The sequence below is a fragment of the Nocardia rosealba genome, assembly GCF_020216065.1.
Taxonomy (GTDB): domain Bacteria; phylum Actinomycetota; class Actinomycetes; order Mycobacteriales; family Mycobacteriaceae; genus Nocardia; species Nocardia rosealba.
In genome coordinates this window covers 166,851-185,498 of the sequence record NZ_JAIWNA010000010.1, presented here as the reverse complement: position 1 = coordinate 185,498, position 18,648 = coordinate 166,851, and the positions used below count along the sequence as shown (strand labels likewise).

General features: G+C 69.1%; 19 protein-coding genes. 12 read left to right on the top strand and 7 right to left on the bottom strand.

Annotation, left to right across the window (positions count from 1 at the left end; genetic code table 11):
- Positions 1–5 precede the first annotated feature (5 nt).
- Both bphC and LDL21_RS28070 read left to right on the top strand, forming a co-directional pair.
- The gene (bphC, locus tag LDL21_RS28075) at positions 6–911 is read left to right on the top strand and encodes a biphenyl-2,3-diol 1,2-dioxygenase (protein WP_225282442.1); all 906 of its coding nucleotides are present in this window, start codon (positions 6–8) and stop codon (positions 909–911) included.
- Positions 912–1,088: 177 nt separating this feature from the next.
- Positions 1,089–1,943 carry an IclR family transcriptional regulator gene (locus LDL21_RS28070; protein ID WP_181696354.1) on the top strand — a complete coding sequence of 285 codons (855 nt, stop codon included), beginning with the start codon at positions 1,089–1,091 and terminating at the stop codon, positions 1,941–1,943.
- A gap of 146 nt (positions 1,944–2,089) precedes the next feature.
- On the opposite strand, the gene LDL21_RS28065 is transcribed toward LDL21_RS28070, so the two are convergent.
- Both LDL21_RS28065 and LDL21_RS28060 read right to left on the bottom strand, forming a co-directional pair.
- Positions 2,090–2,713, bottom strand: coding sequence for a Dabb family protein (locus LDL21_RS28065; RefSeq protein WP_225282441.1), 624 nt, complete (start codon positions 2,711–2,713; stop codon positions 2,090–2,092).
- Positions 2,706–3,053 (bottom strand): hypothetical protein, encoded by a 348-nt coding sequence (locus tag LDL21_RS28060; protein ID WP_181696356.1) that lies wholly within the window; start codon positions 3,051–3,053, stop codon positions 2,706–2,708. The genes LDL21_RS28065 and LDL21_RS28060 overlap by 8 nt, the downstream gene beginning before the upstream one ends.
- 145 nt (positions 3,054–3,198) lie before the next feature.
- Between LDL21_RS28060 and LDL21_RS28055 the strand changes: the two genes are divergently transcribed.
- Complete coding sequence (locus LDL21_RS28055) at positions 3,199–4,161, top strand: alpha/beta hydrolase (RefSeq protein ID WP_225282440.1); 963 nt, start codon at positions 3,199–3,201, stop codon at positions 4,159–4,161.
- Between the two features lie 22 nt (positions 4,162–4,183).
- On the opposite strand, the gene LDL21_RS28050 is transcribed toward LDL21_RS28055, so the two are convergent.
- On the bottom strand, positions 4,184–4,810 hold the full coding sequence (locus tag LDL21_RS28050; RefSeq protein WP_255675669.1) for a PadR family transcriptional regulator: 627 nt from the start codon (positions 4,808–4,810) through the stop codon (positions 4,184–4,186).
- Positions 4,811–4,978: 168 nt separating this feature from the next.
- On the opposite strand from LDL21_RS28050, the gene LDL21_RS28045 reads away from it, so the two are divergent.
- A complete protein-coding gene (locus tag LDL21_RS28045; protein WP_067492161.1) occupies positions 4,979–5,485 on the top strand; it encodes a flavin reductase family protein in 507 nt (168 codons plus the stop codon).
- 49 nt (positions 5,486–5,534) lie between these two features.
- Here LDL21_RS28045 and LDL21_RS28040 read toward each other — a convergent pair whose 3' ends face one another.
- Positions 5,535–7,160, bottom strand: coding sequence for a flavin-containing monooxygenase (locus tag LDL21_RS28040; RefSeq protein WP_225282438.1), 1,626 nt, complete (start codon positions 7,158–7,160; stop codon positions 5,535–5,537).
- A 195-nt stretch (positions 7,161–7,355) separates the two neighbouring features.
- On the opposite strand from LDL21_RS28040, the gene LDL21_RS28035 reads away from it, so the two are divergent.
- The gene (locus LDL21_RS28035) at positions 7,356–8,891 is read left to right on the top strand and encodes an FAD-binding protein (RefSeq protein WP_225282437.1); all 1,536 of its coding nucleotides are present in this window, start codon (positions 7,356–7,358) and stop codon (positions 8,889–8,891) included.
- On the opposite strand, the gene LDL21_RS28030 is transcribed toward LDL21_RS28035, so the two are convergent.
- A complete protein-coding gene (locus tag LDL21_RS28030; RefSeq protein WP_225282436.1) occupies positions 8,888–9,895 on the bottom strand; it encodes a Rossmann-fold NAD(P)-binding domain-containing protein in 1,008 nt (335 codons plus the stop codon). The genes LDL21_RS28035 and LDL21_RS28030 overlap by 4 nt on opposite strands.
- Before the next feature lie 130 nt (positions 9,896–10,025).
- Here LDL21_RS28030 and LDL21_RS28025 point away from each other — a divergent pair, with 130 nt between their 5' ends.
- The 7 genes from LDL21_RS28025 (at position 10,026) to helR (ending at position 16,951) form a co-directional block, all read left to right on the top strand.
- Positions 10,026–10,568: a TetR/AcrR family transcriptional regulator gene (locus LDL21_RS28025; RefSeq protein ID WP_225282435.1), complete on the top strand. Its 543-nt coding sequence runs from the start codon at positions 10,026–10,028 to the stop codon at positions 10,566–10,568.
- Positions 10,569–10,661: 93 nt separating this feature from the next.
- Positions 10,662–11,033: a nuclear transport factor 2 family protein gene (locus LDL21_RS28020; RefSeq protein ID WP_067492156.1), complete on the top strand. Its 372-nt coding sequence runs from the start codon at positions 10,662–10,664 to the stop codon at positions 11,031–11,033.
- 11 nt (positions 11,034–11,044) lie between these two features.
- Complete coding sequence (locus tag LDL21_RS28015; protein WP_225282434.1) at positions 11,045–12,706, top strand: FAD-binding protein; 1,662 nt, start codon at positions 11,045–11,047, stop codon at positions 12,704–12,706.
- Between the two features lie 14 nt (positions 12,707–12,720).
- On the top strand, positions 12,721–12,978 hold the full coding sequence (locus LDL21_RS28010) for a hypothetical protein (RefSeq protein WP_225282433.1): 258 nt from the start codon (positions 12,721–12,723) through the stop codon (positions 12,976–12,978).
- A gap of 23 nt (positions 12,979–13,001) precedes the next feature.
- Entirely contained in the window at positions 13,002–13,793 is a 792-nt protein-coding gene (locus LDL21_RS28005) for an SDR family NAD(P)-dependent oxidoreductase (RefSeq protein WP_225282432.1), read from the top strand.
- Positions 13,793–14,644, top strand: a complete 852-nt coding sequence (locus tag LDL21_RS28000; RefSeq protein ID WP_225282431.1) for an alpha/beta fold hydrolase — start codon at positions 13,793–13,795, stop codon at positions 14,642–14,644. The genes LDL21_RS28005 and LDL21_RS28000 overlap by 1 nt, the downstream gene beginning before the upstream one ends.
- A gap of 120 nt (positions 14,645–14,764) precedes the next feature.
- Positions 14,765–16,951: an RNA polymerase recycling motor ATPase HelR gene (helR, locus tag LDL21_RS27995; protein WP_225282430.1), complete on the top strand. Its 2,187-nt coding sequence runs from the start codon at positions 14,765–14,767 to the stop codon at positions 16,949–16,951.
- Between the two features lie 18 nt (positions 16,952–16,969).
- On the opposite strand, the gene LDL21_RS27990 is transcribed toward helR, so the two are convergent.
- Both LDL21_RS27990 and LDL21_RS27985 read right to left on the bottom strand, forming a co-directional pair.
- On the bottom strand, positions 16,970–17,797 hold the full coding sequence (locus LDL21_RS27990) for a mycofactocin-coupled SDR family oxidoreductase (protein ID WP_225282429.1): 828 nt from the start codon (positions 17,795–17,797) through the stop codon (positions 16,970–16,972).
- A 1-nt stretch (position 17,798) separates the two neighbouring features.
- Positions 17,799–18,596, bottom strand: coding sequence for a mycofactocin-coupled SDR family oxidoreductase (locus tag LDL21_RS27985; RefSeq protein ID WP_225282428.1), 798 nt, complete (start codon positions 18,594–18,596; stop codon positions 17,799–17,801).
- Positions 18,597–18,648 lie beyond the last annotated feature (52 nt).

Here is an 18,648-nt window from a genome sequence, read left to right as displayed (position 1 = left end):
CGTCAATGACAGACATCAAGAGCCTCGGCTATGCGAAGATCCAGACCGCCGACATGGACCGCTGGCGCAAGTTCGCCTTCGAGGTCCTCGGTTTCGCCCAGGGCAGCGGCCCCGACGAGGACGCGCTGTATCTGCGGATGGACGAGCGCGCCGCCCGGATGGTGGTGGTGCCCGGTGAGTCCGACGCGGTGGTGACCATCGGCTGGGAGGTGCGCGACCACGCCGCACTGGTCCGGGTGCAGGAGGCGGTCACGACGGCCGGCATCGCGGTGAAGCCGCTGTCGGTCGAGGAGGCCGACGCCCGGCGGGTCGAGGAGGCCATCACTTTCGAGGACCCCACCGGCGCCACACTCGAGGTGTTCCACGGCGCGCTGCTCGACCACAGCCCCGTGGTCACGCCCTTCGGCGCGAAATTCGTCACGGGCGCACAGGGTTTGGGCCATGTGGTGCTGCCGACGATGGACCTGGGCGGCGCGTTCGAGTTCTACACCGAGGTGCTCGGCTTCCTGCCGCGCGGCGCCTTCCGCATCCCCGCGCCGCCGGAGTACGGGCCGGTGCGGATCCGGTTCCTCGGCGTCAACGAACGCCATCACAGCCTGGCACTGTGCCCCGCGCCGCACGGCGGGGCGCCGGGCCTGATCCACATCATGGTCGAGGTAGACAGCCTCGACGCGGTCGGCCAGGCCCTGGACCGGGTGAGCAAGGACGGCTTCTCGGTGTCCTCGACGCTCGGCAGGCACACCAACGACAAGATGGTGTCGTTCTACGTCCGCGCGCCCGGCGGCTGGGACATCGAGTTCGGCACCGAGGGCATGCGGGTGGACGAGCGGTACTACACCGCCGAGGAGATCACCGCCGACAGCTACTGGGGCCACGACTGGTCCGGCAGCGAGCCGCTCGCGGCGATGTAACCCGGCACACACCGACCGGCCCCCGGTCCGAGCCTCGCTCGGGCCGGGGGTTTTCGTGTTTTCGCTATGCGACGCCCCGTATTCCTGTGACAGCTACCACAGGAAGTGGTATAAATAGGCATATGCCTAATCGAAATATGCGCTAGGCATCAGCTCGTTGATCCGAATGGAGAGCTCATGGTCATCCAGGCCGAGGCCACCACCCCGAGCGCGATTCTCGATCGCGCGTCCCTGCTGCTCGACGCCTTCGACGGGCCGGGCAGGCTCACCCTCGCCCAGATCGTGCGCCGTACCGGTCTACCCCGGTCCTCGGCGCACCGCATGCTGGAGCGATTGGTGCAGTTGCGTTGGCTACGCCGCGAAGGCCGTGACTACGAGCTCGGCATCCGGCTGATGGAGCTGGGTTCGCTCGCGGTGCACCAGGATCGGCTGCATCGCGCCGCCATGCCCTTCCTGCACGAACTGCACCGCGCCACCGGATTCGTCGTGCACTTGGCGGTCCTCGACGGCGCCGACGTGGTGTATCTGGACAAGATCGGCGGCGACTTGGCCGCGGCCGTGCCCACCCGCGTCGGCGGCCGGCGGCCCGCGCACTGTACGGCGGTCGGCAAGGCGATCCTCGCCTCGGCCGACGAGCGCCGCCTCGCGGAAATCCTCACCGCCCAGGGCTCGCGGACCCGCTACTCGATCAACTCCAGGGCCCAACTCGACGCGGAACTGGCTAAAGTGCGGGCGCACGGCGTCGCCGTGGAACGCGAGGAATCACTGCCCGGTTTCGGCTGTATCGCCGCACCGATCGGCGACCTCGGCCAGGCCGCCGTGGCGGCGGTCTCGGTGTGCGGCCCCGTGGATCGGATGCTGTTCGACCACCGGCTGAGCGCCCCGGTACGCACCACAGCGCTCAACATCTGGCGCCATGTCGACGACGGTCGGGTACGAGTGCGCCCGACCCTGCAACAGCACCCCCGCCCGTTGAATATCGGCCCACGCCCCCTTGCGCCGGCCGGCCAGCGAGCACGCGACTACGCCTGATCGAGGTACTGCGGCCGTCGCTCCCCCACGATGCGTCCGGTTCGCGAGCGCGCATATGCCGTCACTCCGCTTCCGGTGCGGGTGGCAGTCGCGTCGGCTGGGGTAGGTAGCGATCAGCGCCCGCCCCGGCCGACGTCGACGGTGTGTTACCCGCGCACCGGCTCGTTGACGCAGAAGCTGTGGCAGATACGGTCGCGCACAATGACTTCCGGATGTTCGGGATCGAACCAGCGGTCCACATGGGCCCAGTGGACGGGGTGCATGAGATACGCGCCGTCCAGCCCGTCGAGGTCGGTGAACTGCTGTTCCCAGACATGAGTCCACGACGCGGATCCGATCGCGCGCGTGGTCCGGCTCAGCCGCCAGGACCGGATGGTCGAGATGTAGTGCGGCATGCCGAGCAGATCGGCTTCGAACCGGTCGACGGTCGCGGGCGGGGTTTCCGGCGAGACACGAAGCAGGAGAACGCGATACACCGACCCTGCAGGTGGTTCGGCGGCGCCGGCGGTGCCTGCCACGTACTCGGCGCCGTCCATGTGGACGACACCGTCTACCATCGGGTCCCACTGTGGTGCAACGGTTTCCCATGCCGAGGCGTCGTCGAAGCGCAGGTGCACCAGGATGTCCCCGCCGTTGCGCACACCGTGCAGGGTCGGCTGGACGAGGACTCGGCGGGCCGGTGATGCGAGCGCGCCGGCCTGCAGGTCCGCGAGCACTCGATCGGCGTCGGCCGTAGGGGCCAGATGAATGAGCCGGATGACGTCAAACATTGCCGAGCCTCTCGATGTCGGCGGGTGCGGCGCCGGTGGTCCTGGTGCGTTCGAGGACGAGATGATCGACGTCGTCCCACCAGTGCCGCACGGATTCGTCGAGGCGGCCCTGCCAGGTCATCGCCCACCAGCCGGCCGCACCGTCGAGGACCCAGGTGGCGGTCACCGTGTTGGACTCGTCCGGGAACCAGACGGGCGGGCTCACGACCAGCCGTTCCAGTGTCATGCCGCGGGCCCGGGCACCCGGCGCGTACCCGCTCAGATAGGTGTCGACGAACTCCTTCGCCCGGCCGGGTCTCGTGACGACGGTGTCGATGACATAGACGTTCGTGGTGTCCATTCGCCGACGATAGGCAGCCGTCGCGGCAGGTCGGCGGGTTGTTTCCGCCCAGCGGGAGAACCCGGTCCGGTGCACCGGGCTCCCGCCCTACGGTGAGGCGCACGACGCGCTGACCGACCGTGTCGGCACATTCACAGGAGGTTCAGTGACAATCCGTGACTACCCGACCACGGGGCCGGGTGCCGTGCCGGATCCCGAGGTGGCGGCGATGCTCACCGCGCTCGACGCGGGATTTCCCGATGTGGCCGCGATGTCGGCCGCCGACGCGCGGGCCGCGATCCTCGCGAGACGTGGTGCGCCACAGCGGCTTCCCGATCTTCTCTCGGTCCGCGACGTGGTCGTCGACGGACCGGGCGGTGCGTTGACGGTGCGGGTGTACCGGCCCCACGACGACGGGCCGCCCCGGCCGGTGATCGTGTTCGCACACGGCGGCGGTTTCGTCTTCTGCGATCTCGACAGTCACGACGAGTTCTGCCGCTCCATGGCAGTGGGTGTCGGAGCGGTGGTCGTCGCGGTCGACTACCGCCTCGCCCCGGAACATCCCGGGCCCGCCGCCCACGACGACATGCTCGCCACAGTCCGGTGGGCAGCCGAACACATCGCTACATACGGCGGCGACCCCGCCCGCATCGCGCTGGCTGGTGACAGCGCGGGCGGCAACCTCGCCGCCACGGTCGCGCTCGCGGTGCGTGACGGGAACGGCCCGCCGGTGGCCGCGCAGATCCTGCTCTACCCCGTGATCGACGACGACTTCGACACCGAGTCCTACCGCCGCTTCGGCACCGGCCACTACAACACCACCCGGGCGATGCGCTGGTACTGGCAGCAGTACGCCCCGCACGGCACCGACGACGTGCGCCTGGTCCCCACCCGCGCCGAAACCCTCGCGGGCGTAGCCCCCGCCGTCGTGGTGACCGCCGAACTCGACCCACCGTGCTCGGCAGGCGACGCCTACGCCGCACGCCTGAAAGCCGACGGCGTGCCGGTGCATCACCGCCGCTACGACGGCTTGTTCCACGGCTTCCTGACCATCCCGTCCCTGGCCGCGACCCAGTCGGCGCGCACCGAGATCTGGGCGATGATCCGCGAAACCCTCGGTCTCGGCTGAACCCCAGGCTCCTCGGCGACGCCTACTCGGGCGCGTCCGGGTGCCCGCCCGCCGCCTGCACGCGCTGCTCGATCTCACGCCAGCGTCCGGGCGTGGGGTGCGGGTACTCGGCGCGGTCGTCGTGTTCGGCGCCTGCCAGGATCGTCGCGGCCTGATCGATCTCGTCGATCAGCTGCTGGGCGAGTTCGCGTTCGGCGGCGTAGTGGCGCTGGGCCCACTGCAGCACGATCTGCGAATAGGCCCAGCCCGGTTCGGATTTGGCGGCTTCGGCGTCGACGGCGGCGCGCTGCTCGAGCTGGACGACGTCGGCGATGTGGTCGCGCAGAATCTGCTTGAGCCGCTCGGGTGAGCCGAGGTGGCCGAACATCACGCGCAGCAGCACATGGTGTTTGAGGACCGAGGGATCGACGGGCGCCTCGTTCCACCAGGTGGTGACGGCGGCACGGCCCGCGTCGGTGATCTGGTACAGCCTGCGCCCGCGCATGGCGTTGTCGCTGTCGAGCCGGGAGGAGGCGAAACCGTGCTGTTCGAGCTTCTTCAGTTCCGCGTAGATCTGGCTGTAGGACGGGGTCCAGTAGAAGTAGCGCAGGCTCCAGTCGGCCCACTTCTTCAGGTCGTAGCCGGAGATCTCCTCTTCGAAGGAGAGCATCGCCAGGACCGCCCAACTGGTCGGCGGCAGGTTGGGCACGCCGGGGTCGGGGTCGGTGTTCGGCACCGGTGCATGGTAGCAACCGGCCCGGTCACCTCGGCTGTGTCGGCAACCGCTCACCGGGAGGACATCTTGAGAGCCGCACCGCCCGCCACCGATTCTGGGGGTATGAATGCAGACAATGTCGTCGTCGACGCAGGTGTTCCCAGCCCGGCTGAGCTGCGCGCGGTGCTCGGGCATTTCGCGACCGGGGTGGCGGTGATCGCCGCGCACGACGGCACCCGGCCGATCGGTTTCACCTGCCAGTCGGTGGTGTCGGTGTCGCTGGATCCGCCGTATGTGTCGTTCTGTCCGGCCAAGAGTTCGACGAGCTGGCCACTGCTGCGCCGCACGGGAACGCTGTGCATCAACATCCTGGCCGAGGATCAGCGCGCGGTGTGCGGCCGGTTCGCGGTGAGCGGCGGCGACAAGTTCGCCGGTGTGGAGTGGAGTCCGGCGGGCAACGGCGCGCCCGCCCTGCACGGGGCGCTCGCCCATATCGAGGCGTCGGTGGAGCTCGAGCACGACGCGGGCGACCACACCGTTGTGCTGGCCCGGATCAGCGGTCTGCGGGCCACCGAGGGCGCGCGACCGCTGCTGTACTACCGGGGTGGGTTCGGCGGGTTCGCCGGCTGACACAGCGACGGGGTGGTCGTCCGAAGACGACCACCCCGTTGCCCGTGGATCACGCCTCGAGAACGTCGAAGCCCTTGTAGCCCGCGGCCGCCACCTCGGCGATGATCTGCCCGTAGACGCCGAACCCACCGACGAACGGCATGAACACCCTCGGCTTGCCCTCGATATTGGCGCCCAGGTACCACGAATTCGCCTCGAGCATCAGCGTTCCCGCTGCCCGGTCGGCGCATTCCCGCACCCACGCCTCGACCGCGTCGGGCCGGGCTTCCAGCGCCACCGCGCCCTGGTCGTCGAGGAACCGGATCGCCTCGGCCACCCAGTCGACGTGCAGTTCCGAGTGCAGCACCATGTTCGCCAGCACCGACGGACTGCCCGGACCGGTGAGATTGAACAGATTCGGGAACCCTGAGATACCCAGGCCCAGATAGGTTTTCGGGCCTTCCGCCCAGGTCTCGTTGAGGGTGACACCGCCGCGGCCGACGATGTTCATCCGCGAGACCGACCCGGTCATCGCGTCGAACCCGGTGGCCAGTACGAGGGTGTCGAGACGGTAGTGCGTCTCGGTCGTGTGCACACCGTCGGCATCGATGCCGGTGATCGGGGTGGCGCGCAGGTCGACGAGGTCGACATTGTCGCGGTTGAAGGTCTGGTAGTAGTTCGTGTCGGTGCAGATCCGCTTGGTGCCGATCGGATGATCGCGCGGGATCAGGATGTCCGCCACGCGCGGGTCGTCGATCACCGCGCGCACCTTCTCCTCCCAGAACAGCCGCGCGGTGTCGTTGGCCTCGCGGGTGAGGAGCTGATCGGGGAAGGTCTTGGAGAACAGCACCCCACCCAGCTCCCACCGGCGCTGATACGCCTCGCGGCGTTCCTCGTCGGTCGCCTCGACCGCGAGCTTCGGGTGCGGCTGGTGCGGTGAGCCGCCGCCACTGGCCATCGACAGCCGCCTGCGCTCGGCGTAGTTCGCCTTCTGCGCCTGCCGCTGTTCCTCGGTGATCGGCGTATTGCCCGCCGGGACACTGTAATTGGGCGTGCGCTGGAAGACGTGCAGGCGCGCGACCTCCTCGGCCAGGCACGGAATCGTCTGGATCCCGGACGAACCCGTGCCGATCACACCCACCCGTTGCCCGGCCAGATCGACACCGTCGTGCGGCCAGTGCGAGGTGTGCAGTACCCGACCCGCGAAGGTGTCCAGGCCCGGGATGGCCGGGGTGTTGGCGTTCGACAGCGGGCCGGTGGCCAGCACCACGAACCGGGCCGACACCGCGCGCCCGGTGTCGGTGCCGACCTGCCAGCGCAGGGCAGGCTCGTCGAGCACGATATCGGTGACGCGCGTGCCGAATTCGATGTCGCGGCGCAGGTCGAAGCGGTCGGCGACGTGTTCGAGGTAGGCCAGGATCTCGGGCTGGGTGGCGTACTTCTCGCTCCAGTTCCATTCCTGCTGCAGGTCCTCGTCGAAGGAGTACGAGTAGTCCACGCTCTCGACATCGCAGCGGGCCCCCGGATAGCGGTTCCAATACCAGACGCCGCCCACGCCGTCGGCGGCCTCGAACACCCGCACGGTGAGTCCTTGTTCGCGGAACTTGTGCAGGGCGTAGAGCCCGGCGATGCCCGCGCCGACGACGACCACGTCGACCTCGGCCGGACCCTTCCCTGGTGACGATGGGGTCTTCACTGTGCCTGCCTTTCGATGGAGACCGGTTCTCCGCCGCGACGCTAGGGATCCGATCGGCATCCGAGCAGGTGGCCTTCCCGCTGACCGGCACGTTCGCCGGATCGTTGTCGCCTCCCGGTGATCGGGATGACCCGCGTCACACCGGCGGGTCCGCGCATACGGTCGGGGCAAGTCGAGGCGGTATCAGGAGGAACAGTGGTGGACTGGAACGACGAGGTGGACGTGCTGGTCGCGGGCTCCGGCGGTGGTCTCGCGGGTGCGTACACCGCGGCCCGCGAGGGGCTCACCGTCGCAGTGGTCGAGGCGACCGACAAGTTCGGCGGCACGACAGCGTATTCCGGTGGCGGCGGCGTCTGGTATCCCTGCAACCCCGTCCTCGAGCGGGCGGGCACCGACGACACCCTCGACGACGCGCTCACCTACTACCGTGCCGTCGTCGGTGACCGCACGCCCGAGGACCTGCAGCAGACCTATGTGCGGCGCGGTCGCGACCTCATCGAATACTTGGAATCCGACGAGCATTTCGCGTTCCAGATGCTGCCCTGGCCCGACTATTTCGGCAAGGCGCCCAAGGCGCGGCTCGACGGTCAGCGCCACATCATGCCGACACCTTTGCCCGCCGCCGAGCTGGGCGATCTGCGGGAATCCCTGCGCGGTCCGCTCGACACCGACCGGCTCGGGGCACCGCTGCCCGACCTGCTGATCGGCGGGCAGGCGCTGATCGGGCGGTTCCTGCGGGCGCTGTCGGGTTATCCCAACGTCACGTTGCACCTGTCCGCGCCGTTGGTCGAGCTGGTGGTCGAGGACGGGGTGGTGACCGGTGCGATCGTCGAACGCGACGGGCAGCGCCACGCCATCCGCGCTCGCCGGGGCGTGGTGCTCGCGGCAGGCGGTTTCGAACAGAACCAGCAGTTGCGCGAGCAGTACGCTGTGCCCGGCCAGGCCCGGGACACCATGGGGCCCTGGGGAAATCAGGGACTGGCCCACCAGGCGGGGATCGCCGCAGGCGCCGACACCGACCTGATGGATCAGGCCTGGTGGTCGCCCGGCCTGACCCATCCCGACGGGCGTTCAGCGTTCGCGCTGTGGTTCACCGGCGGCATCTTCGTCGACCGGAACGGCGAACGGTTCGTCAACGAGTCCGCCCCCTACGACCGGCTCGGCCGCGAGGTGATCCGACGGCTCGAGGCAGGCGAGATGACGTTGCCGTTCTGGATGATCTACGACGACTCCGAAGGCGAGGTGCCGCCGATCAAGGCCACCAATGTGTCCATGGTCGAGACCGAGAAATACGTCGCCGCCGGCCTGTGGCACACCGCCGAAACGCTGGCCGAACTGGCCGCGAAGATCGGAGTGCCTGCCGACAAGCTCGAGGCCACCGTCGAACGGTTCAACAGCATGGTCGCCACCGGCGTCGACCCGGACTTCGGGCGCGGCGACGAGGCGTACGACCGCGCCTTCTCCAACGGCGAACCACCGCTGGTTCGCATCGACAAGGGCCCGTTCCACGCGGCCGCCTTCGGCATCTCCGATCTCGGCACCAAGGGCGGCCTGCGCACCGACAGCGCCGCGCGCGTCCTCGACCGCGACGGGCAACCGATCCCCGGCCTGTACGCCGCGGGCAACACCATGGCCGCGGTGAGCGGCGAGGTGTACCCCGGCGGCGGCAACCCGATCGGTGCGTCGATGCTGTTCAGCCACCTCGCCGTCCTGGACATGCTGGGCAGTTAGGCCCCGGTCTCCTCGAAGGTGGCGCCACTGTGCGCTATCCGTTCGAGGGCGTAGGCGGGGTCGATCAGCGCCTCGGGCATGTGGATGCCCGGTGGCACGGCAGCACCGCGGAGCCCGAGCAACCGTTCGACCCCGAGCGCGATCCCGAGCGCGGTCAGCGGACGCTGTCCGCCCGGATGCACGAGTGTGCGACGCACTCGCCGAGCCGCGCCCGAGAAGTCGCTTCCCTCGACGTCGACGACGACCTCGAGGGAAGCGCCCGCGCCGCGCCGCCTGCCCGCGGACTCGCCGACCGCCAGGTCGAACCGGACGTTCGGCGCGCCCGTGGCCAGCGCGAGACTCGGCACGTCCAGGATCGGAACGCTCTGCCCGGCGAGCACCACCCCGTCACCGACCCGTACGTCGGCGCGGGCGTCGTCGCCGCTCACCCAGGTGAACACGCCGTCGCGGCGGATCAGTCCCGCGGTGGTGACTGCCGACCAGCGCTCCATGTCCGCGATGCCCGCCGGTCCCCCGGTATCGGAATCGTCCAGCGCCGCGGCGATTCCGATCCGTTCGACCCGCTCGAACTCCGCCGCGACCGCCAGGGTGGCGAGCACGACGATCCCGCCGAGATAGTGACTGGCCAGCAGGATCGGCGCCGCGGCCCGCCCACCACCCGCGACGACCTCGGGAGCGATGTCGAGCAGACCGCTGGACAGGCTCAGATAGGGCACGCCGTGGCGCGCGGCGAAGCCGAGCCCGTGCAGATGGGCGTCCCACAGTGCCGCCACCACCGCGGAATACGCGGCGTCGGCGGGCAGACCGAGGTCGGCGCGAGTGATGTCGATGGTGACCGCGTTCGCGCCACCGAGGCTCTCGGCGACTCGTCGCGCGCGTTCGATGTCCCGGCCCGCGATCGTGAGCTCGAGTTCCGGATACCACCGGCGCAGCAGCGCCGCCGTCCCCGCGCCCGCCTGCCCCGAGCCGCCCATGATCAGTACCGATGTCGCCTGTCGCGTCACGTCTTCTCCTTCGTCCAGTAAAGCTACATTTTGTAACTTACACTTTGTAGCTAAACTGGGGCCACTACGCAAGGGAGGAAGATTGCCGACCACGCCGACGCGCCTGTCCAGACCCGCAAGGCACGAACAGTTGATCGAGACCGCGCTGGCGATCGTGCGCGCCGAGGGCGCCGACGCACTGACTCTGCTCAGCCTCGCCGAGGCCGCGGGGGTGAGCAGACCGATCGTGTACGACCACTTCGGCACCCGTCCCGGACTGCTGCTCGAGCTGTATCGACGGCTCGACGAACGCCATCGGACCGCGACCGCCACGGCACTGGCAAGCGCCGCCCCCACCCCGGTCGAGATCGCGCGCGTGCTGAGCGGCGCTTATTTCACGTGCGCCACCGATATGCCCGAATTCGGCGCGGTCTCCGCCGCGCTCAAAGGGAATCGGGACATGGAGGCGATCCAGCGGGACCTGCTCGATGCCTACCTCACGTTGATGACAGACGCATTGATCCCGCACAGCGACCTCACGGCCGACGCTCTTCGACTGCGGTGCGTCGGCATTCTCGGTGCGGCCGAAACGATCGCCGAGGAGCTGAACGCGCGGCGCTGCTCCCTCGACGCCGCGATCGGAGCCCTCACCGATCTGATCATCGGCAGCATCACGACGGGCGTCGCGACCTAGATCTCCCGCTGGCTGGGAAGCAGCCGCCCACCCGCCCACCGGCCGTGATTGCGTTCATCGACCACTCCATCACCCATCTCCAGGAGCGACACGATGACATCAGCGGACCACATTCGAGACACGGTGCGGCGGTATGTGGAGACCGTCGGCACCGGGACGGCCGCCGACGTCGTCGCGCTCTACCGCGAGGACGCCACCGTGGAGGACCCGGTCGGCAGCGAGGTGCGAGTCGGTCACGCCGCGATCACCGAGTTCTACGCCGCCATCGAGTCCCTTGACACGTCGACGGAACTGCTGAGCATCCGGGTCGCGGGCAACAGCGCCGCGTTCAACTTCCGGGTGGTCACCCGCTTCGGCGAGCAGACGTTCACGCTCGAGCCGATCGATGTGATGACCTTCGACGAGGACGGGCGCATCACCAGCATGCGGGCGTTCTGGTCGCAGGACGACATGGTAGTGAGCTGAGGAGCCCGAGAATGACTGCGAACCAGCAACAGTGGGACCACGAGGTCGGCTTCCTCGTCGTCGGCAGCGGTGCGGGTGGGCTCACGGGCGCACTCGCCGCGGCCGACCGCGGCCTCGACACGCTCATCATCGAGAAGGCCGCCCACTACGGCGGCAGCACGGCTCTCTCGGGTGGCGGCATCTGGGTACCGAACAATCCGACCCTGCTGCGGGAGGGTCTGCGTGACGATCGCGCCGACGTGCGCGCCTATCTCGACGCGGTGGTCGGCGACCGGGTGCCGACCGCCAATCTCGACCGTTTCATCGACGAGGGCCCGCGCATGCTGGAGTTCCTCGAGACCAGCCCGCACCTGCGATTCCAATGGTGCACAGGCTATTCCGACTACCACCCCGAGGCGCCGGGTGGCCGCCCGGCCGGCCGGTCGATCGAACCGCTGCCCGTCGATCTCAAACAGCTCGGCCCCGACGAGGATCTGCTGCGCCCGGCCGCCCTCGCCACCCCACCTGGTCTGTTCATCACCTCCAAGGACTTCGTCCAGCTCAATATGGTGACCCGCACCTGGAAGGCGCGCTGGACCGCGCTGCTCACCGGGTTGCGCGCGATCAAGGCGATCGTGTTGCGCAGGCACATGGACACACTCGGCCGCGCACTCATCGCCCGGCTGCGCCTCGCCCTGCGCGACGCGGGGGTGCCGCTGTGGCTGAACACCCCGCTGCGGTCGCTGATCACCGACGACACCGGCGCGGTGATCGGTGTGCTCGCCGAACGCGACGGCCGCGAAATCCGCATCCGCGCCCGCGACGGTGTCCTGCTGGCCACCGGCGGGTTCGAGCACAACCAGGCCATGCGCAAGCAGTACCTGCCCGACGGTGGCCGCGACAATTTCAGCGCGGCCTCGGCCGACAATACCGGTGACGGCATCGTGGCCGGTGAAAAGGTCGGCGCCGCAGTGGATCTGATGGACGACGCCTGGTGGATGCCGTCGTTCCAGCGCCCGGAGGGTGTCAACCAGGTGCTGGTGTCGGAGCGGTCGATCCCGTGCTCGATCATCGTCGACAGCTCGGGCGCCCGCTTCACCAACGAGGCCGCGCCCTATGTCACCTTCGTGCATGCCCAGCTGGCCGGATCGCACGACCCGGCTTGGCTGATCTTCGATGCGAAAGCCAAGAGCCGCTACCCGATCGGCGGCGTCGTGCCGGGCCAGAAGTTCCCGGCGTCCTGGCTCGAGAGCGGTCTTCTCCGCACCGGCGCGACGGTGGACGAGCTGGCGGCGGCCATCGGTGTGCCCGCACTCGGCTTGCGCGAGTCCGTCGAGCGGTTCAACGGGTTCGCCCGCAACGGCCACGACGACGACTTCGGGCGCGGTGACAGCGCGTACGACAACTACTACGGCGACCCGACCCTGCCCCAGCCGACCCTCGACCCGCTCGACCGTGGCCCGTACTACGCGCTGCGGATTCGCATCGGTGATCTCGGCACCAAAGGCGGGCTGGTCTACAACGAGAACGCCCAGGTGCTGCGCGCCGACGGTTCCATCATCGACGGGCTCTACGCGGCGGGCAACACCTCGGCCGCGGTGATGGGCAACGACTACGCGGGCGCGGGCGCGACCATCGGTCCGGCCATGGTGTTCGGGTACGTCGCCGCCGACCACGCCGCGACCGCGCGCTGACCCGGGGTCTGATCATGCAACCCATCCAGTGCACCACCTGCGGAAACCGGGTGCTCGCCGAGAAGTTCAGCCCGAGTCACACCAGCGTGCAGTGGCTCGACGACGCCGAGTCCGCCTGCCCGGAGTTCGCCCGCCGGGCGGCCCTCGGCGAGCTGAGCAGCTGGATCCCGACCTGCCCGGCGCTGCGCGATTCCATCGAACGAGCTGTCGCCGCAGGCGAATTGGCGACCGATCAGCTCCGCAACGAACCGGTCCCCGGCCGCCTCGGCTGAGGCGACACAACCAGGAGAACATCATGCACAGACTCGACGGTCATCGGACGCTGGTCACCGGCGCCGGATCCGGTATCGGCCGCGCGACGGCGCTGCGCCTGCTCGACGAGGGCGCCACCGTGGTCGGCGCCGACGTATCGGTCGACGGCCTCGCGGCCACCGCCACGCAGGCGAAGGAACGCGGCACGGGTGAGCGTTTCAGCGTCCTCACCCTCGATATCGGCAGCGAGGAATCGGTGGTCGAGGGTGTCCGATCGGCCACCGCCACCCTGGGCGGTCTGGATTCGGTGGTGAACGCGGCGGGTATCCTGCGTGCCTCGCACACCGAGCAGACCTCCCTCGAGTTGTGGAACCAGATCATCGGGGTGAATCTCACCGGCACGTTCCTCGTGGTCCGTGAGGCACTGCCCGCGCTGCTGGCCAATCCGCGCTCGACCATCGTGAACTTCAGCTCCACCTCGGCGGCCTTCGCGCACCCCTACATGGCGGCGTACGCGGCGAGCAAGGGCGGCATCCAGTCCTTCACCCACGCCATCGCCCTCGAGTACGGCGGCAAGGGTGTGCGTGCGGTGTCGGTGGCGCCGGGCAGCATCAAGTCCGGGATCACCGACGCCACCGGTGGTTACGTGCCCGCCGATGCCGACTGGTCGCTGTTCGCCAAGCTGTCCCCCGTGTTGCCGACCGAGTTGGAGTCCGGTGGCGCGGGTATGGGCGACCCGGACGCGGTGGCGGGCGTGATCGCCATGCTGGTGTCCGAGGACGGCGCGTTCATCACCGGCACCGAGATCCGGATCGACGGGGGAACCCACGCCTGATGAGCATCACCTATGACGGCACGCTGCGCGAATTGCCCACCGACGCAGGCATTCTGCGCTACCACGAGGCCGGTGACGGCCCGCCCCTGCTGTTGCTGCACGGCTCCGGCCCCGGGGTGACCGGGTGGCGCAACTTCCGTGGCAATCTGGCCGCCTTCGCCGAGCGGTTCCGCTGCCTGGTTCTCGAGTTCCCCGGTTTCGGGGTGAGCGACGACTTCGGCGGGCACCCGATGGTGACCGCCCTGGACGCGGTGGCGCGCTTCGTCGACGGGCTCGGCCTGGAGCGGGTCGATATCATCGGCAACTCGATGGGCGGTGGCGTGGCACTGAATTACGCCATTGCGCGACCGGATCGGGTGGGCAAGCTGGTGACCATCGGCGGGATCGGGCGCAACCTGTTCAGCCCTGGCCCCGGCGAGGGCATCAAGCTGCTGCAGGAGTTCACCGAGGAACCGACGCGGGAACGTCTGGTGCAGTGGTTGCATTCGATGGTGTTCGATCCGGCGATGGTGACCGAGGAACTCATCGAGGAGCGCTGGACTCAGGCCACCGATCCCGCGACCCTGGACAGCGCCCGGCGCATGTACAGCAAGGCGGCGTTCACGGCGATGGTGCGGGCGATGGAAGCCTCGGACGCTCCCCCACCCTGGGCCATGCTGCACAAGGTACAGGCGCCGACGCTGGTCACCTGGGGCCGCGACGACCGGGTGAGCCCGCTCGACATGGCCCTGATCCCGATGCGCACGATCCCGCGCGCCGAACTGCACGTGTTCCCGAACTGCGGGCACTGGGCGATGATCGAGCGGAAGGAAGAATTCGAATCGACGGTGCTGGCGTTCCTCACGCGCTGACAGCGTCTCTTTCCACCTTCACTGTATACCGTAAAGGGGGCCTTGCCACAAGGCCCCCTTTGTGGCGCATAATCGTCGGCCGCAGCATTTCACCTGCGGAAACACCGAAAGTGAGGGCTTGTGCCGGAACACGGTCACGACGAGGAATTGCAGTCGGAGCGCGAGTACGTGGCGCACCTGTACGCGCGGCTCGACGCCGAGCGCGCACAGGTGAAGGGCCGCTACAGCGCCGCGCTGCGCGGCACCGGTAACTCCCCGATGGAACGCGACAACGAGGTGCGCGCGCTCGGGAAGGAGATCCAGCGCCTGAACGTCGCCGACAACGGTCTGTGTTTCGGCAGGCTGGATGCGGTGTCGGGGGAACCGTCCTATATCGGTCGCATCGGCCTGTTCGATGCCGGCGACGACTTCGAACCACTGCTGCTCGACTGGCGCGCGCCCGCCGCCCGCGCGTTCTATGTGGCCACCGCCGCCAACCCGGAGGGCATGCGCAGGCGGCGGCAGTTCCACACCCGTGATCGCCGGGTGCTCGACTTCACCGACGAGATCCTCGGCAGGCCCGACGCGGGCGAAGGCGGCGACGCGGCGCTGCTGGCGGCGGTGAACGCACCGCGCGGGGACGGGATGCGCGACATCGTGGCGACGATCCAGGCCGAGCAGGACGAGATCATCCGCCTCGAACACCCGGGCGTCACCGTGATCGAAGGCGGCCCCGGCACCGGCAAGACCGTCGTGGCGCTGCACCGGGTGGCCTATCTGCTCTACACCCAGCGCAAGCGGATGGAACGCCAAGGTGTGCTGGTGGTCGGCCCGAATCCGGCGTTCCTGAACCACATCGCGCACGTGCTGCCCGCCCTCGGTGAGACGAATGTCGTCTTCGCCACCACCGCCGATCTGATGCCCGGGCTGCACGCCACCGCCGAGGACGCACCGGAAGCGGCGCGCGTCAAAGGCTCGCTGCGCATTCTCGATGTGCTCGGTGCCGCGATCGCGGACCGGCAACGACTGCCCGCGATGCCGCGGGACATCGAGCTGGCCGACACGACGGTGCGCGTCGACGCGGCCGTCGCGGAGTGGGCGCGCGAGGAGGCGCGGGCGAGCGGACGCCCGCACAACGAGGCGCGGGCGGTGTTCGCCGAGATCGTCACCTATGTGCTCACCGAACGGGCGATCGCCCGCATCGGGAAGGGCTGGTTGACGCGCGAGGACAGCGAGGCGTGGGAGCAGCTGCGCGCGGACCTGACCGCCGAACTCGCCGAGAACACCGATTTCGTCGCTGTGCTCGACGAATGCTGGCCTGTTCTCACCCCGGAAGGGCTTCTCGCCGAACTGTATTCGTCCCCGGACCGTCTTCGCGCCGCGTCCGCGGACGAGTCGCTGTGGCGGGCCGACGGTGCCGCGTGGACGGTGTCGGACGTGCCGTTGCTCGACGAACTGGTCGATCTGCTCGGAAGCGGCGCCCCCGCCGACGACAGCGCCGAACGCGCCCGCAAGGCCGAGGCCGCCTATGCCGAGGGCGTGCTCGACACCCTGGTCAGCCGCGAAGACCTGATGGACGACGAGGACCACCTGCTCGCCCAGGACATGCTCTACGGCGAGGACCTCGCCGACCGGTTCCTCGAGCGCGACACCCGCGAGCTCGCCGAACGCGCTGCGGCCGACCGTGATTGGACCTACGGGCACGTGGTCGTCGACGAGGCGCAGGAGCTCTCGGAGATGGACTGGCGGGTGCTGATGCGCCGCTGCCCGAGCCGGTCGTTCACCATCGTCGGCGACCTGGCGCAGCGCCGGTCACCGGCAGGTGCCACCGCGTGGGCGACGGTGCTCGACCCGTATGTTCCGGGCCGCTGGGTGTACCGCTCACTCACGGTGAACTACCGCACGCCCGCCGAGATCATGGCGGTCGCCGCCGCCGTGCTCGCCGAGTTCGCGCCGGAGGTTCGGCCACCGGATTCGGTGCGCGCGTGTGGTGTGCAGCCGTGGTCGCAGCAGGTCGATGCATCCGAATTTCCTTCGGCCATCGAGGCATTCGTGCGTACCGAGGCGGACCGGGAGGGCACGAGTGTGGTGATCGGCCCGGTCGGTATGCCGGGCACGGTGCCCGCGTCGGAAACCAAGGGCCTGGAGTTCGACGCCGTGCTCGTCGTCGAGCCGGGAAGGATTCTCGCGGAGGGACCGCGTGGCGCGGCGGAGCTGTATGTCGCCCTCACCCGCGCCACCCAGCGCCTCGGCGTCGTCCACCACGACCCCCTCCCGGACGCACTCACCGGCCTCGCCGAGGCGCCGGAACCCCTCCCGGTCCGGTGAGTTCCGCAGGCCACCGACCTAGCGTTGGGTGCTGCCCGCGTCCACCGGCAGGGTGACGGCGGTGATGTAGCGCGCTTCGTCGGAGGCCAAGAACAGGGTGGCGTTGGCGATGTCGACGGGGTCGACCCACGGGATGGGCAGCATGTTCATCGACGTGGCGGCCTCGGCGAATTCCTCGCGGGTCGGATTCTCCCGGTCGGGACGGAAGACCTTGCGCACCATGTCGTTCTGGATCATCGGGGTGTCCACATTGGTCGGGTGCACGGTGTTCACGCGGACATGGTGGGGCGCGAGTTCCTTCGCCAGCGAACGCATCAACCCGACGACGCCGTGTTTGGCCGCGACGTAGTGGGCGACGCCGACCAGCCCGCGCAAGCCGGCGATAGAGCTGGTCAGGATCATCGCTCCCCCGTCACGAGCGATGAGGTGAGGTGTGGCCGCCTTGCAGGTCTGCCACACACCGGTGAGGTTGATGTCGATCATGGTCTGCCACTGCTGCTCGGTCAGCTCGAGGGCGAACGCGCTCGAGCTGATTCCGGCTGTGGCACAGACGATGTCGAGCCCGCCCAGCTCACCGACCCCGGCGTCGACGGCGGCCCGCAATGCCGACCCGTCGCGCACGTCGACGACCGTGGCGACGATCCGCGCACCCGTCGCCTCGACGGCACGGACAGTCTCGTCGAGATCGTCACGGCTCGCCGGTGGCGTCACCACGGTGTCGACCGGTCCGCAGAGGTCGATCGCGATGATGTCGGCGCCCTCCTCGGCCAGCCGGATCGCCTGCGCGCGGCCGATACCACGCGCGGCGCCGGTCACCACCGCTACTTTGCCCGAAACCCGTCCCATGTCACACCTTCTGAGTCAGTCCGGCATCCACCACGAGCTGGGTTCCCGTCACATAACGGGACTCGTCGGATGCGAGGAAGAGCACGGCATTGCTGACGTCGACCGGTTCCACCCACGGGACCGGCAGCAGGGTGCGCCGGGCGAGTGCCTCGGCCGCGTCCTGCCGCGTCGGATTCGCCAGGTCCGGGCGCAGTTTCGCGTAGACCTCGTCGTTGAGGATCATCGGCGTCGCCACCGATCCCGGGTGCACGGTGTTCACCCGGATACCGCGCGGGCCGAGCTCGTTGGCCAGCGTGCGCGCCAACCCGACCACGGCGTGCTTGCTCGCCGAATAGTGCGCCGCCATGGCACCGCCGACGATGCCGTTGACGGAGCTGACGATCACGATCGACCCACCGTCGACCAGCGCAGGCGCACCGGCACGCACCGTGTGCCAAGCACCGGTCAGATTGATATCGATGGTCCGCTGCCAGGCCTGGTCGGTGAGCTCCCACGACGCTGCGAGGTCGGTGTAGATGCCCGCGTTGGCCACGATCACGTCGAGCCTGCCGAGATCACGCACCCCACCGGAAACGGCCGCATCGAGCACGTCCGCCTCACGCACATCGGCAGCAGCGGTGACGCACCGCCGCCCCAGCGCCTCGACGGCCAGCTTAGTCGTCGCCAATTCCGTTGCGGCGGTACCTATATCGAGGGCAATGATATCGGCGCCCTCCTCGGCAAGCCGCACGCAGTGCGCACGACCCATACCCCTGGCCGCACCGGTGACCAGCGCGACCCTGTCCTGCATGCGATTCATCGGGCGCCCCTACCAGATCGAGTGTCCACCCGGCCGACGCTAGGTTCGCCGG